The sequence below is a fragment of the Bacillus sp. VT 712 genome (genome assembly GCF_001614195.1).
Lineage (GTDB): Bacteria > Bacillota > Bacilli > Bacillales > Bacillaceae_H > Priestia > Priestia flexa.
The window spans coordinates 99,583-114,209 of the sequence record NZ_LWBK01000003.1 but is presented as its reverse complement, the minus strand read 5'-3'; the positions used below and the strand labels follow the sequence as shown (position 1 = coordinate 114,209).

The window sequence follows — 14,627 nt, the reverse complement described above, 5'->3', positions numbered from 1 at the left end:
GATCAACTATTAACCAAAACGTCCTGTAATATAGTCTTCTGTTCGTCTATCAGATGGGTTTGAGAAAATTCGATCAGTCTCTGCAAACTCAACAACTTCTCCATTTAAGAAAAATGCTGTTTTATCTGAAATACGTGCAGCCTGCTGCATATTATGCGTTACGATAATGATACTGAATTCCTTCTTCAGTTCTTGAACAAGCTCTTCCACTTTTAACGTTGAGATTGGATCAAGAGCAGACGTTGGTTCATCCATTAAGATTACGTCTGGTTCAATTGCCAAACATCTAGCAATGCATAAACGCTGCTGTTGACCACCTGATAACCCATAAGCATTTTGATTTAAGCGGTCCTTTACTTCGTCCCAAATTGCCGCACCGCGTAGGCTTTTTTCCACAATTTCATCTAAAATTTTTTTATTGCGAATGCCGTGAATACGTGGTCCATAAGCTATATTATCATAAATTGATTTTGGGAATGGGTTTGGCTTTTGAAAAACCATTCCTACTTGTGTACGAAGCTCTTCTACTCGATATGACTTATTAAAGATATTTTGTCCACGATATTCAATTTCACCAGACGTTTTTACAATTGGACTCATTTCAACCATTCGATTTAACGTTTTAATATACGTAGATTTCCCGCATCCTGATGGACCAATAATGGCTGTTACTTCATTTTCATGAATATCTAAATCAATGTTTTTTAACGCTTGATTTTCTCCGTACCATAAGTTTAAACCTTTTGTTTTATAAACAATTTCTTTTGGTTTGTTAATGGGATTTATATTTTCCCCTGTCATTTTTTGATCGATTGTGATTGTCATGGAAAGCTCCTCCTTCATCCTACTATCATCATTCAATTAAGCTTAATAACGCTTTTGAAATTTGTTACGAATAAATACAGCAATGGAGTTCATTACAATTAAGAACACTAATAACACGATAATTCCTGCTGCTGCTACGCTTTGGAAGTCTGCTTGCGGTCGACTCGTCCAGTTATAAATTTGCATCGGTAAAGCCGTTGCGGTATCTAATACACCAGCTGGCAAGAAGGCAATGAATGTAGGCAAGCCAACTACTACAAGCGGTGCTGTTTCCCCTACCGCTCTTGATAAAGCTAAAATGCTTCCTGTTAAAATACCAGGGATTGCTGCCGGCAGTACCACACGGTAAATCGTTTGCCACTTAGTTGCTCCCATTCCAAACGAAGCTTCACGTAAATGAGTTGGCACTGACCTAATGGCTTCCTGTGCCGCTACTACAATAACCGGTAAGATTAACAAACTCATTGTTAATCCAGCTGCTAAAATACTTCTTCCTAACGATAACTCACGAACAAAAATGGTTAATCCCAATAATCCAAACACAATTGAAGGTACACCTGCTAAGTTAGAAATGTTTAATTTAATGAAATCATTAAATTTATTTTTCTTTGCGTACTCTTCCAAATAAAGCGCTGTTCCTACTCCTAAAATCAATGATACTGGTGCAATGACAGCCATCAGCCATAAGGAGCCAACTAGTGCCGCTTTAATTCCAGCATCTTCTGGTCTTCTCGATGCAAAGTTTTGTAAAAAACCTGCATCAAGCCAGCCTAATCCTTGAGTCAATACCCGATATAAAAGCATACCCAGAACTGCTAATCCAAAAATCGTTGCACAGAAAAAAATGAACCTTAAAATACTATTTTTTAATAACCGCCCATGCATACGTTGTTGTACTTGCTCGCGATCCACGTACATAATTAGTACTCCTCCCTAAAGCGCTTTGTAATAAACTGAGCTAGTAGGTTCATAATGAGTGTAAAGACGAATAACGTCATTCCCACAGCATAGATACTGTAATAAACAGTCGTTCCATACCCTGCATCTCCCGTTGCAACCTGAACGATATACGCAGTCATCGTTTGAATTGAACCCGTTACGTCTAGTGCCATTGTCGGCGTAGCTCCACCAGCTACTGTAACAATCATCGTTTCACCAATTGCACGCGAAATACCGAGTACAAACGATGCGATAATTCCCGACAGAGCTGCTGGTAACACCACTTTTAATGCCACCTCTAAACGTGTTGCTCCTAAAGCTAAAGCTCCTTCTCTCATTGATTGAGGTACAGAACTCATTGCATCTTCTGATAGAGAAGCAATCATAGGAATAATCATGACACCAACTACAATACCTGGACTTAAAGCATTAAATAACCCTAAATCTGGAATAACATCTTTTAAAAGCGGTGTAACAAATGTTAAAGCAAAGAATCCATATACAATTGTTGGGATACCTGCTAATACTTCTAAAATCGGTTTAATAATACGTCTTGTTCGATCCGACGCGTACTCACTCAAAAAAATTGCTGCTGCTAATCCAACTGGAATAGCAACGACCATTGCAATTACAGTAATCAATAGCGTTCCCGTAACAAGTGGTAAAACTCCAAAGTTACCTGCTTTCTCAATAAACGGAAGCCATTTTTGACCTGTAATAAACTCAACAAAAGATACTCTTTCAAAGAACATAATTGTTTCAAAAATTAATGTGAACAAAATCCCCACGGTTGTTAATGCGGATACAGCAGCCGTACAGAAAAGCAAAATTGGCATCACTTTCTCTATAATCATTGATGCGCCTTTTTTTGATTTATTTTGCTTTATTAATTCTCGAATCGAACCCTTCTTAGTGTTGCCATTATTCGCTAAAGCCAATGTAGTAAACTCCCTTCCATCGCATGGAAAGATGAGAAGCAAGCGTTGCGCTGCTCCTCATCTTCATTTGTCTATTTCTTTAAACCTTCAAGCGTTTTTAACTGCTCGTCATATTCTTCATCTTTTAAGCTCACATAACCTACTTCTTCAGCAAGCTCTCCTGCATTTTCAAGCGTAAATTTAACATAGTCATATACTTGCTCTTTATCTTTTAGTGCTCCAACACTTGCATAAGTAAATAGCGGACGAGATAATGGTGCGTATTCACCGCTCATAACCGTCTCTTTTGTTGGTTCCACTGGACCGTTTCCACCATCAATTGGTACAACTTTTAACTTATCTTTGTTTTCAGAGTAATACGCGTAACCGAAGTAACCAATTGCGTTTTTATCACCCGTTACACCGTTTACCAACACGTTATCATCCTCTGATAATGTTGCAGACTCTGTAATTTCTTTTCCATCTAAAATTACTTCATCAAAGTAATCAAATGTCCCAGAGTCATGTCCTGGAGAATAGAATTTAATTTCTTCATCTGGCCAGCCTTCACGAATATCAGACCATTTTTTTGCTTTTCCATCGTTAACCCACATTTTTTCTAGTTCTTCAACTGTTAAATGATCAACCCAATCATTTTCTTTATTGATAACAACTGATAGTCCGTCGTAAGCTAGTTCAAACTCTTGAACGTCTACGCCGCCTTCTTCAGCTGCTTTCTTTTCTTCATCTTTAATTGGACGAGATGCGTTACTTAAATCCGTTTCACCTTTTGTGAATTTTTCAAATCCACCGCCCGTTCCAGACAAACCAACGGATACTTGAACTCTAGGTTGAGTTGCCATATATTCTTCGCCAACTGCCTCCATAATTGGATACACAGTAGATGAACCGTCAATTGCCACATTTCCTTTTAATTGTTCACCTGAGTCACCAGCGTCACTTCCTTGACCGCCGCCACATGCTGCTAGCACAACTGATGATCCGATTACTGCTGACATTGCTAGAAATTTAAAGCTTTTCATTCTCAAATTCCTCCTACGACATTTCGTTGTTTTGTCCTACAAGCTATACATTAAAGCCCAACTATTAATTCCGTTTTAAGCAAATGTAAAGCTTTTGTAAATCAAGGTCTTTTTACTTAAACCAATGGAAAAACAACAGTCTTTTTTCTTATTTTTGGATTTTATTCTATGTTCTTACTACTTATATTTAGAAATATTATTCCCTTAAGAAAAAAGAGCATATAAAAAAAGACGCTGAGGTTTCAGCGCCTTTTTTCTTTGCTATTCTTCTGCATTTGTAGCTTCTACATCAATTACTTGTTGCTGTTGTTCTTGCTCATCTACTTCCTTTTCACCCTTTTGCTTTAAATCAAAGTATAAATCCATTGATTCACGAGCAAGTTCTTTTGTAATATTATTCGGGCTACTTGGTGTGAATGCTGAAGGAACAACTACTGCCATTGCTACTTCTGGGTTATCTGCCGGAGCATAAGCGATAAATGTAGAATTATTAACTGCAATTGGATCCCCGCCATTCGGGTTTTTCTCATAAGCCTGTGCCGTACCAGATTTTCCAGCTGGATTATAAGGAGCGCTTGCAAATGCTGCATATCCACTTCCACCTTGCTCTTGAGTTACCCTCTTAAGTCCACTTTGTACAGCTTTAATATATTCCTGCTTCATAGTAATTCGGTTTAATACTTGCGTTTCGAACGAGTATTCAACACCGCCAATTTCTTCTTCTTTAATTGTTGGTTTCCGAATTTCTTTTACAATCTGAGGCTTAATACGATAGCCACCGTTTGCAATTGTTGATGCGTATTGAACAACTTGAAGAGGCGTATACGTATCATATTGACCAATAGCTAAGTCAAGAGCTGTACCCGGGATGCTGCTTCCACCTTGGAAGCCCGTCGCTTCATTATCAAGCTCAATACCAGTAGACACGCCAAGACCAAATTGACTGTAGTACGAGCGAAGCTGCGCAAACGTATTTGCTTTAATTGGTAAAGAACCATTATATCGATACTGCACATCAGCCATCGCCATAACCGTTTTAAACATAAATACGTTTGACGATTGTTTTAGTGCTGTAGAGTAATTGATTGGTCCCATATTTTTAAAGGATTTCTTTTCTTTCGTTCCCGCAAACTTAATTGGCTCGTCGACAAAGATTGTATTAGTTGTAATTGCACCAGAATCTAACCCTGCTAATACAGTAGCCCCTTTTACTACAGAGCCCATCGTGTATGAAGTTGATAAATTCCCTAATGCAAAATCTTCAATTTTAGCAGCACCTGTTTTGGAATCCGTTGTATATCTCTTACCTGCCATTGTTAGGATTTCACCCGTATTCGGATCCATCATAACAACAAACGCTCGGTCTAAAAATCTTGTACCAGACATTTGTTTCTTCTCAATTAATTGTTTTGTAATAGCTTCTTCTACTGCTTGTTGAAGCTCTATATCAATAGTTAACACTAAATCACTTCCGCGCTGCCCTTCAGTTAATTGTAAGGTATCGATAAGATTTCCGCTTCGATCCGTTATATATTGAACCTGCTCTTTTTGACCTTTAAGCTGTGATTCGTATTCTTTTTCAAGATAGCTCGTACCGACTTGATCATTACGACTGTATCCTCTGGACAGATAGTAGTCCACTTTATCTCTTGGAAGACCTTCATTGGCTGATGATACATTCCCTAAAAGTGTACGAAGCGTACCGCCTTGTGGGTAATAGCGTTCCCAGTAAGTGGTTGTATCAACACCTGGAAGCTGCGATAAATTTTCACTAACAATAGCAAATTCAGCCGGCGTTACGTTTTTCTTAATAATTTGAGGAGTTTGGGCATAACCCGCTTCCATTTGTCTTTTAATTACCAAAACTTCTAAGTCATCAGCTAATGTTTGTAAATCTCGCTTTGTAATGCGGCTTAATTGACGGTTATAAAGCTCTTCATCCGTCATTTCTCCCGCTTCTACTTTACTTCGGTCACTATCACTGATTTTCTTTTCAGCTTCTTTTGGATTGAGCATAATCCAATAATCTTTTAAATCACGCTCTGTGATTTTTACAATGTCCTCAGCATTTTCATCCACTGTTTTTTCTGGTACATCAATTGCATCCGTTGAGTAAGGAACATCAATTAACTTTGCTAATTGTCGAGCGATTTTCAATCGCTCTTCCGCAGTGTTACCTTGGAAGCGCGTATATGTAATCGCATTTAGAGGTGTATTGTCGACAATCACACGATTATAACGATCGTACATTCTACCTCGCGGAACCGGAGTATTAACGGTTACGTCCTCGGTACGCTCAACTTCACGTTGGTAACTTTCCCCATGTACAATTTGTACTAAACCTAAACGTAATATCAGTACCGAAAACAGCGCAAAGATGCCTAGAAATAAAATGTTCATCCGAAACGAGACATGACTTTTACGTTTATTTTTCTTTTTCATTTCTTCACCTACAATTTATCAACATATATATAATCTCATCATAATTTTTTCATTTTGGCAAATAAATAGACACCTTAAAGGTGTCTATTTATGCTGTGTCTATTGTAAAAGAATTTTGTGCTAATTTCTATAGTACAAAGTAATTATCTATCCCCATTATGCTGGAGATTCACCGTCTCCTTCATTTAAAGCTGGCTGTGTAACCGACTTAGGGGTGTGTTTGTTCGTAGGTTGAGAAATGTTGCGAACACAGAAGTAAATACAACAGTGTCCTGCGCCGATAACAGCTAACAGTATGGGTAAACTTTGCTGTTCATTAAAAAAGACCACAGCAATGAGAAAAGAGCCAATTGAAATAATGCGTCCAATATTTAAGAATACATCTCGAACAACAATATACTCAATACGTTTAGAAACAATGTCTTTAGCTCGACCAATCACATCATACGTTAAGGACATATACGGTACCAGCAAAATAGGGTAGCCGATTGCGATACAAATCGCATATAAAATGAGGTTTGTATATGATAAGTTAAACAACAATAGAAAGACTGAACCATACAGAAGGATTCCACCTGCCAAAATAAACTTTAAGCGGTCTTTTTGTTTAATAAACCTAGAAGCAACATAGTACGCAACAAAAGCTACAGCTGAATTTACCAATCCAAACGTACCAAGTGCGAGTTCACTGTCAGTTGTAATAAAAACCAATACTGACACCACGAAAATGAATGTCCCTTCTCTAATTCCTTGAAATACGTGTGCATATAAGATTCTGCGCCAGTCTCGATTGTATTTCCTTTCTCTTAGTACTTCTCTAAATTTATATACGCCCTCAGCTGGACGTCTTTGTAAAAAGAAGCTAAGGACAACTGCACAAACAAACATTAGGAGTGAAACGCCAAAGACCACACGATAACCAATGTATTCGTATAAGCTAGCAATAATAAAGCCCGCTCCTAGAGGTCCAATCATTCCAGCAAACGAATTTAATACTCCTAGAAAACCATTGAAAAAGTCCCGTGTATCAGGTTCTGTAATTTCAAACGTTAACACGTTAAATGCTAACCAATAAAATCCATACCCTATTCCTAAAAGAGCACCGAGAAGAATTAAAAATTCATCGGCACGGTCACCTACCATCAACACCACGATATAGAAAACAGATAGAAACGAAACACCTAATCGAAGCACAACGACTCGATCAATTTTTTTAGCCCACCTTCCTGCTAAAATAAAGGTTAATGGCTGAAAGATAACAATGACTAAATTATAAATCGCTAAAGCAGAAAACTCTCCTGTTTGTTTCCATAAATACACGTTTACAAATGAATTTGAAATTGAAATGGCTAAAGCATATAGCCCTCCAATGATAAGTAATAACAATAAATCTTTATTAACTTCTACATCTCCAACAACTTTTTTTAATAAAGGCATATAAAAAACTCCTTTTCTCTTCTACCCCTAGTGTGTGAAAAAGAAAAGGAGATATGTAAAAGAATTGGAAAACAAAAAAACCAGTAAAGGCAATAATTGCTTTACTGGTTTTTTCTCTCATTATTTTGCTGCTGCGTAGCGTTTTGCAACTTCGTCCCATTTAATTACATTAAAGAATGCTGAAATGTAATCTGGACGACGGTTTTGGTAGTTTAAGTAGTAAGCATGCTCCCAAACGTCTAGTCCTAGGATTGGTGTTTTACCTTCCATTAGTGGGCTATCTTGGTTTGGTGTACTTGTTACTTCTAATTCACCGTTGTTTACAACTAACCAAGCCCAGCCAGAACCGAAGCGTGTAGTTGCTGCTTTAGCGAATGCATCTTTGAATGCGTCAAAGCTTCCAAACTTACTGCTAATTGCGTCTGCTAACTCGCCTGTTGGCTCGCCGCCACCGTTAGGGCAAAGAATTGTCCAGAATAATGAGTGGTTAGCATGTCCACCACCATTGTTACGTACTGCTGTACGGATATCTTCTGGTACAGCATCCATATTTGAGATTAACTCTTCAACACTTTTAGAAGCTAAATCAGCTTTTCCTTCTACTGCTGCGTTTAAGTTTGTAACGTAAGTGTTATGGTGTTTCGTATGGTGAATGTTCATCGTTTCTTTGTCGATGTGTGGTTCAAGTGCATCATATGCATAAGGTAATTGTGGTAATTCGTAAGCCATGGGTAATTCCTCCTTTAAAATATATACCTAATTTGGTGAAAGAAAACTCACCTCATGTTTTTAGATTAGCAAATTTAACCTACGCTTTCAATGAAAAAGCATTTAATCATCACTTATATTTACCTGTTTCCCACTGTCTATCCTATTTAAACGTAAAATTTTATTTGAAAACAAAATAAAAAATCTTTCTTCACAATTGTAAAGAAAGATTAATCAACAATATGTATGGCGGAGGAAGAGGGATTCGAACCCCCGCGGGCTTTAACACCCCTGTCGGTTTTCAAGACCGATCCCTTCAGCCGGACTTGGGTATTCCTCCAACCTTTTCATGGTGGACCCTGCAGGACTCGAACCTGCGACCGGACGGTTATGAGCCGTCTGCTCTAACCAGCTGAGCTAAGGGTCCTTGGCTCCACAGGTAGGACTCGAACCTACGACCGATCGGTTAACAGCCGATTGCTCTACCACTGAGCTACTGTGGAATAATAGTATGTATGCTTTGTCACTTAAAGGAATAGCGGCGGAGGGGATCGAACCCCCGACCTCACGGGTATGAACCGTACGCTCTAGCCAGCTGAGCTACACCGCCATGGCTCCACAGGTAGGACTCGAACCTACGACCGATCGGTTAACAGCCGATTGCTCTACCACTGAGCTACTGTGGAACGATATAACATTTATTAGCGACATTAAAAATTTAACATGTTTTTAATTAAAAGTCAACAAATTATTATAAAACAACGATAAGAAAGTAAATAATCATTGCCGCCTGTATAATTCCTTTTGAAATAGCACCGCTGAAAAAGCCAACTAACGATCCAAAACCAATCTTTATAGCATTTTGAAAATTCGTACGGTGTACAACTAACTCACCAATCACCGCCCCTAAAAATGGGCCAATTAATATACCAAGCCCAGGAATTAAGAATGGACCAACCAACAATCCAATGGTGCTTCCCCAAATACCCGCTTTTGTTCCACCGAACTTTTTAACACCAATTAGATTTGCCAAATAATCAGCGGCAAAAAGTGCTGCCACAAGCAGACCTTGAATAAGCACAAACAAGAAAGTATATGGTTCAAAACTATAGAAAAACCCGTACAATAAAAATCCAAGTGCTACAAACAGTACGCTTGGAATAATAGGATAGACTAATCCAATAAATGATACAACAAAACAAATTGCAATGAGTGTCCAATATAAAAAGTCCAACTTAACACGTTTCCTTTCATCTCAATCTCTATTTACTATTATTATCAAACAGTATACACTGTAACAACTTTTTTGATAATAATATTCCATAAAAAAGAGCAACTCGTTAACGAGTCGCTCTTTTTAGCTTATTGAGATTTTTGAGTCACACTCTTTTGATTTTCTCCTAACACTGCTTCTGCAATATTAACTGCGTGATCTCCAATACGCTCTAAGTTACTAATAATGTCAACAAATACAATACCAGCTGAGCCTGTGCAAGCACCTTCGTTTAAGCGTAAAATATGCTTTTTACGAAGTGAACGCTCCATGCTGTCGATTTGATTTTCTTGTTGCATTACGTGAACAGCTTTTTCACGATCGTTGTTCTCTAGTGCTGCAACAGCTTCTTTAACTGTTGAAATTGTTAGTTCAAACATTTCTGCTAAATCTTTATTAGCTTCAGATGTTACCTTTACTTTGTTAGTAATTTGATAATCAACAAGCTCTACGATATTTTCAAAATGATCTCCAATACGTTCAATATCACGAGCCGTGTCTAACAGCATTGAATGCTCTTCACTTTCTGAAGCTGACATAGAAGAAGAAGAAAGTAAAATTAAATAGTTAGTAATTTTTTTATCTAAATTGTTAATGGCATCTTCAATTTGTAAAGCCATATCAGAATGCTTATGTTGCTTCGTTTTCAAATAATTGTTTGCTTCTTCTAATCCAATTGTTGAGAATTGCCCCATACGAACGAGCTCTTCTTTTGCTTGTCCTAACGCAATTGATGGTGATTGTTCAATAAAAACTGGATCTAGATGTTTCGGTTTAAAGTCAACTAGCGCATCGTCTCCAGGAATTACTTTTGTTACGATATAAGCCAAGAACCCGATTAATGGGAACTGAATAATTGTGTTAGAAATATTAAATGCACCGTGCGCAAATGCAATTGTCATTTCTGGATTTAAACTTAGTGCCCCTTGCAGATAGATGATAATTTTAGTAAATAACGGTAAAATAATTAAGAAAATTACTGTACCCACAATATTAAATACAACATGAGTTAACGCTGCGCGTCTTGCAGCAACGCTTGCACCAATGGATGCTAAAATTGCCGTAATAGTTGTACCAATATTATCACCAAACAATACCGGTAACGCTGCATAAATATCGATTGCTCCTTGGCCAAATAGCTCCTGTAAGATACCAATTGTTGCACTTGAGCTTTGAACGATAACCGTAAATACTGTACCGATGACAACACCTAAAATTGGGTTATCACTCATACTTACTGTTAAGTCTTGAAACGCTTGAAGGGAACGAAGTGGCTTCATGCCATCGCCCATTAGCTCTAAACCAAAGAATAACATCCCAAAGCCAAATACGATTTGACCAAAGTTTTGAACTGGCTTGCTTTTAAAGAAGAATAGCATGAGAGCACCTACAGCTAAAATCGGTAGCGCATAGTCTGAAATTTTAATACCGATAATGAAAGCTGTAACGGTTGTCCCGATATTCGCTCCCATGATAACGCCAATGGCTTGGCGTAAGTTCATAAAACCAGCACTTACTAACCCTACGGTAATAACAGTCGTTCCGGAACTACTTTGAATAAGTATGGTAACTAAAATCCCTGCTAACACACCCATAAATGGGTTGGTTGTAAAACGATCTAGTATATCGCGTAATTTATCTCCAGCTGACTTTTGTAAGCCATCACCCATGAATTTAATCCCAAACAGGAAAATCCCGAGGCCACCGATAAATTCAAATATCATCTTCTGAACATCTAGTTCCAAAGAATTTCACTCCTATCTCTACAGTCTCATTTTTCGACAGACATCTACAAGTCCCACATAATTATTAACGTAAAATAAATGTTGTGTAAACGCTGATTCTAAAAAATTTACATTATCTTAACATTTCATTTACATAACACAGCATCCACATAAAAAAAGTCATTTTTTCACACTTTCATTATGAATATAATGGTAAAATAAAAAGCAAATGTTACTAAAATAAGGAGCTTTGCCCATGGAAATGTTTCGCCGCTTTTTAATAAGTACATACCTTCCAAAAAAAGCAGTGATGCTTCGGTTTGAACATCCAAATAAAACCATTGGGTATGTTTTATTGCTAACTGCTTTTTCATTACTACCAGCTTTGCTTTTTATGATACCCACAATTGTAAGCGGTTATCAAAACGCCGTTCAGCATATTGAAACCCCATCCACCGCTGTTTACCTTGAGGATTTCAAACTGTATGAAAAAGAAAAAAGAAATGTTTCTAGTTCTTCGTTTACTCTAGATTCCACCATTACAACTGAGGAGATTTCAAGTGCACCGCCTTTATATGGAATAGGGTTGCTAAAAGATGGTGTCTTTCTTGCCATTAAGGGCCAAGTACAGGTCTATTCATACGAACTTTTAGGATGGAATTCTTTAAGTAAAGAAAATCTTTTACATCACTTAAAAGATATTAAAAATACACTTTTTATCTTCATTCCTCTCTCTGTCTTGTTATTATTTTGTTTAACAGCAGGATTAAAGTTTATTCAAATTACACTGTTTGCTGTGATTGGTCTGTACGCGAGTCGCTTCACCAAAAGAATATTGACGTTCAAACAAGCTTGGGTGTTGAGTGCTTACAGCAGTACTCCCATGACTGTTCTATTTATGGTAATTGATTTGCTCTCTTATTCTGCGCCTTATTCAACAAGCCTTTATTTAGTTGGAGTGCTATTTGCATATGTATTTATTTTATCTAGGCTTCCGATTAAAAAGGAAAAGCGTACCTCTTTAAACGCTTAAGAGGTACGCTTTATAGTAATTAAAAGAAATGAGCGACTTGCTGCAGTTTTTTGGAAAGTGTGGCTAACTCCTGTCCTATTTTATCAGTGTTTTCAACATTTGTTAAACAGACAGCTGCCCCATTTTAGCTCATTCATCCATTTCTCTTGTATTTATTGATAATTGTTTCATTTGAGAAATCATACTATCTATATATTGATTCATGTTTTGAAAAAAATTAATATTTTGTTCTGAACTAGTAGCCGTTTGAGAAGCGCCTATTTGTAAAAGATCTGTCATCTCTACTAACTGTCTATTATGGTCAAGTGAATTAGTCGAGGCTTATTTTAGCATATAACCCGTATTATCAAGAGCAGCAGTTGTTTCTTTTAGTTGTAAAAACATTGATTGCATATGCTCTAACATTAACTGAAAAGACGTAATTAAAGATTTAACTTCAGGAATTTGTTTAAAGGCTACTGTGTAACCTTGGTCCTTAACTTGAAAATGGACAACACCCTCCCCTATTCTTTCCACCTTTTTCTCTAGAGGTTTTGAAATATCTACTGTTACGTTACGATTTTCTACAAGCGTCACAGCTTTTTCCTTCTGCAAAAGAATTACTTCACCTGCTATTCCTTCTCTTTGCAGCTCAGCCATTTGTTGTTTTATACTTTGGTTCATTTTACGCTGCAGTTCGTCCGGCTCATTTATATACATTGTCATTAAATTTCTTGTTATTTCAAACGAAGTATTGATTTCTCTTTTCAAACGATTTTCAATCACTGAAACAATACCTTCTTTGGATTTAATATAAGATAAGGCTCCAACTGCAGAGATTGCAAAGATCAATAACAAGATGACAACTGCTAACAACCTTACTGAAAGTGAAAATTGCTGGGATTTTTTCTTTTTTCTCTGTTTGTTCATACTCAATTTTGTTCCCCCCTGTAACTACTAGTCAAAAGTATGACAGAAGGTTGTAAATTCTATGTAAAAAAATTGTTCTCTTTAGGTAAAAAGAACTACTTCGATTTCATTTTTACGACTTTTCTCTTTCCAATATCAACTGAACTGAAGATTCGTAAAATCAACCAGCCACCCGCTATCAGCAAAGTCAGAAAGCTATACACGTACATGCTTTTTTCATTCATCATCCAAATTCCATATACAATGGGTCCTAAAGCAACACCTAGAAATCGCGTTGTCCCGTATAATGACACAACAAATCCTCTTTCTGCATCTGAAGCTGTAGACGTAATCATCATGTTGACGCATGGTAATACAAAGCCAAGCCCACCAAAAGCAAGCGTCAAGCTAAACATTAAAACAGACAGAGAATGAACAAAAATAAGCAAGCCGAACGTTACAAATAATAAACTCGTACCTAGAAGCATTAATTTCTTCATTAGTGCCTCATCGTTTTTAATTCTTTTTCCGCTCCAGTAAGAAGCAAGGGTCATCGCACTGAGAGGGAAGAAAAAAGCTGTTCCCTTAAAAAAACCATCGATATGATACGTTTCCTGAATTAAAAAGGATAGAAAATACAGAACACCAAACACAATAAACAATCCTACCCCTCCTATAAAAAAAAGAGGAAACAATTCTTTTTTTCTTTGGTAAACAATTCGAAAAGCTTGTTGAAAATAAGCTCTAATTCCTAACACATTTTCACTGCCCTTTACATTTTCCACATATCGGCTAATACCTAAAAAAGCCATCAATGCAACTAAAGGATAGACAATAAAAACAGCAGACCATATTACGAGCCCAACAGTTGCACCTATAATAGGAGCAATTACCTTCCCTACTCCGTTATAAACTTCTAATAATCCTAATGCCGTCGCTCGCTTATCATTATGAAACACATCGCCTACTAAGGCCATTGCAAGGGTTGTCGTGCCTGCTGCTCCCATTCCCTGTATCACTCGCCCCCCAATTAGAATTGAAAATGCCTCATTTGGTATGGCCATGCTTAAAAATGAAATAACACTTCCAACCATAATAAAGGTTAACGAAATTAAAATAAGCTTTTTTCTACCGTAACGATCGGATAGGATGCCTGCAATTGGAATTAAAATGGCTGCCGGGATTGTAAAAGCGCTTAAGATAAAGCCTGTTTGCAATTCGTTTAAACCTAAGGACTGCTGAATATTTGGTAACAGAGGAATCAAAGTAGAATTTCCTAACACCATAATGAGCGGTAATAATCCTAGTGAGATCATCATTAATTTTTCTTTCAAAATAAATTCTCCATTCATAGTTAAAGTTGGGCAAGCATAAGCTATAACACCCTGTTTATTTAAA

At 37.2% G+C, this 14,627-nt stretch carries 12 protein-coding genes and 5 tRNA genes; 1 reads left to right on the top strand and 16 read right to left on the bottom strand.

The features are described 5' to 3' along the window. Positions 1–9: 9 nt before the first annotated feature. From pstB to A2U94_RS02160, 14 genes are all read right to left on the bottom strand, one after another. On the bottom strand, positions 10–801 hold the full coding sequence (gene pstB / locus A2U94_RS02225) for a phosphate ABC transporter ATP-binding protein PstB (protein ID WP_231882729.1): 792 nt from the start codon (positions 799–801) through the stop codon (positions 10–12). A gap of 66 nt (positions 802–867) precedes the next feature. Further along, positions 868–1,743: a phosphate ABC transporter permease PstA gene (gene pstA / locus A2U94_RS02220; RefSeq protein ID WP_174521191.1), complete on the bottom strand. Its 876-nt coding sequence runs from the start codon at positions 1,741–1,743 to the stop codon at positions 868–870. Between the two features lie 2 nt (positions 1,744–1,745). Further along, a complete protein-coding gene (pstC, locus tag A2U94_RS02215) occupies positions 1,746–2,702 on the bottom strand; it encodes a phosphate ABC transporter permease subunit PstC (RefSeq protein WP_051567222.1) in 957 nt (318 codons plus the stop codon). Positions 2,703–2,773: 71 nt separating this feature from the next. After that, the gene (locus tag A2U94_RS02210; protein WP_025911586.1) at positions 2,774–3,724 is read right to left on the bottom strand and encodes a PstS family phosphate ABC transporter substrate-binding protein; all 951 of its coding nucleotides are present in this window, start codon (positions 3,722–3,724) and stop codon (positions 2,774–2,776) included. 261 nt (positions 3,725–3,985) lie between these two features. Next, positions 3,986–6,166: a peptidoglycan D,D-transpeptidase FtsI family protein gene (locus tag A2U94_RS02205; protein ID WP_025911587.1), complete on the bottom strand. Its 2,181-nt coding sequence runs from the start codon at positions 6,164–6,166 to the stop codon at positions 3,986–3,988. A 156-nt stretch (positions 6,167–6,322) separates the two neighbouring features. Continuing rightward, positions 6,323–7,603, bottom strand: coding sequence for an MFS transporter (locus tag A2U94_RS02200; RefSeq protein WP_025911588.1), 1,281 nt, complete (start codon positions 7,601–7,603; stop codon positions 6,323–6,325). 120 nt (positions 7,604–7,723) lie between these two features. Next, positions 7,724–8,332 (bottom strand): superoxide dismutase SodA, encoded by a 609-nt coding sequence (gene sodA / locus A2U94_RS02195; RefSeq protein WP_025911589.1) that lies wholly within the window; start codon positions 8,330–8,332, stop codon positions 7,724–7,726. Between the two features lie 226 nt (positions 8,333–8,558). Continuing rightward, a tRNA-Ser gene (locus tag A2U94_RS02190) sits at positions 8,559–8,651 on the bottom strand. Positions 8,652–8,661: 10 nt separating this feature from the next. After that, positions 8,662–8,738, bottom strand: a tRNA-Ile gene (locus A2U94_RS02185). A gap of 1 nt (position 8,739) precedes the next feature. Next, positions 8,740–8,814: transfer RNA gene (locus A2U94_RS02180), tRNA-Asn, on the bottom strand. A 33-nt stretch (positions 8,815–8,847) separates the two neighbouring features. Next, positions 8,848–8,921, bottom strand: a tRNA-Met gene (locus A2U94_RS02175). Position 8,922: 1 nt separating this feature from the next. Beyond that, positions 8,923–8,997 (bottom strand) — tRNA-Asn (locus A2U94_RS02170). Positions 8,998–9,062: 65 nt separating this feature from the next. Further along, a complete protein-coding gene (locus A2U94_RS02165; protein WP_025911590.1) occupies positions 9,063–9,545 on the bottom strand; it encodes a DUF456 domain-containing protein in 483 nt (160 codons plus the stop codon). A 128-nt stretch (positions 9,546–9,673) separates the two neighbouring features. Next, on the bottom strand, positions 9,674–11,329 hold the full coding sequence (locus A2U94_RS02160; protein WP_025911591.1) for a Na/Pi cotransporter family protein: 1,656 nt from the start codon (positions 11,327–11,329) through the stop codon (positions 9,674–9,676). Positions 11,330–11,564: 235 nt separating this feature from the next. On the opposite strand from A2U94_RS02160, the gene A2U94_RS02155 reads away from it, so the two are divergent. After that, complete coding sequence (locus A2U94_RS02155; protein WP_025911592.1) at positions 11,565–12,341, top strand: DUF1189 domain-containing protein; 777 nt, start codon at positions 11,565–11,567, stop codon at positions 12,339–12,341. A 321-nt stretch (positions 12,342–12,662) separates the two neighbouring features. Here A2U94_RS02155 and A2U94_RS02150 read toward each other — a convergent pair whose 3' ends face one another. After that, complete coding sequence (locus A2U94_RS02150; protein ID WP_025911594.1) at positions 12,663–13,256, bottom strand: hypothetical protein; 594 nt, start codon at positions 13,254–13,256, stop codon at positions 12,663–12,665. Positions 13,257–13,345: 89 nt separating this feature from the next. Then, positions 13,346–14,563: an MFS transporter gene (locus tag A2U94_RS02145; protein ID WP_025911595.1), complete on the bottom strand. Its 1,218-nt coding sequence runs from the start codon at positions 14,561–14,563 to the stop codon at positions 13,346–13,348. Positions 14,564–14,627 lie beyond the last annotated feature (64 nt).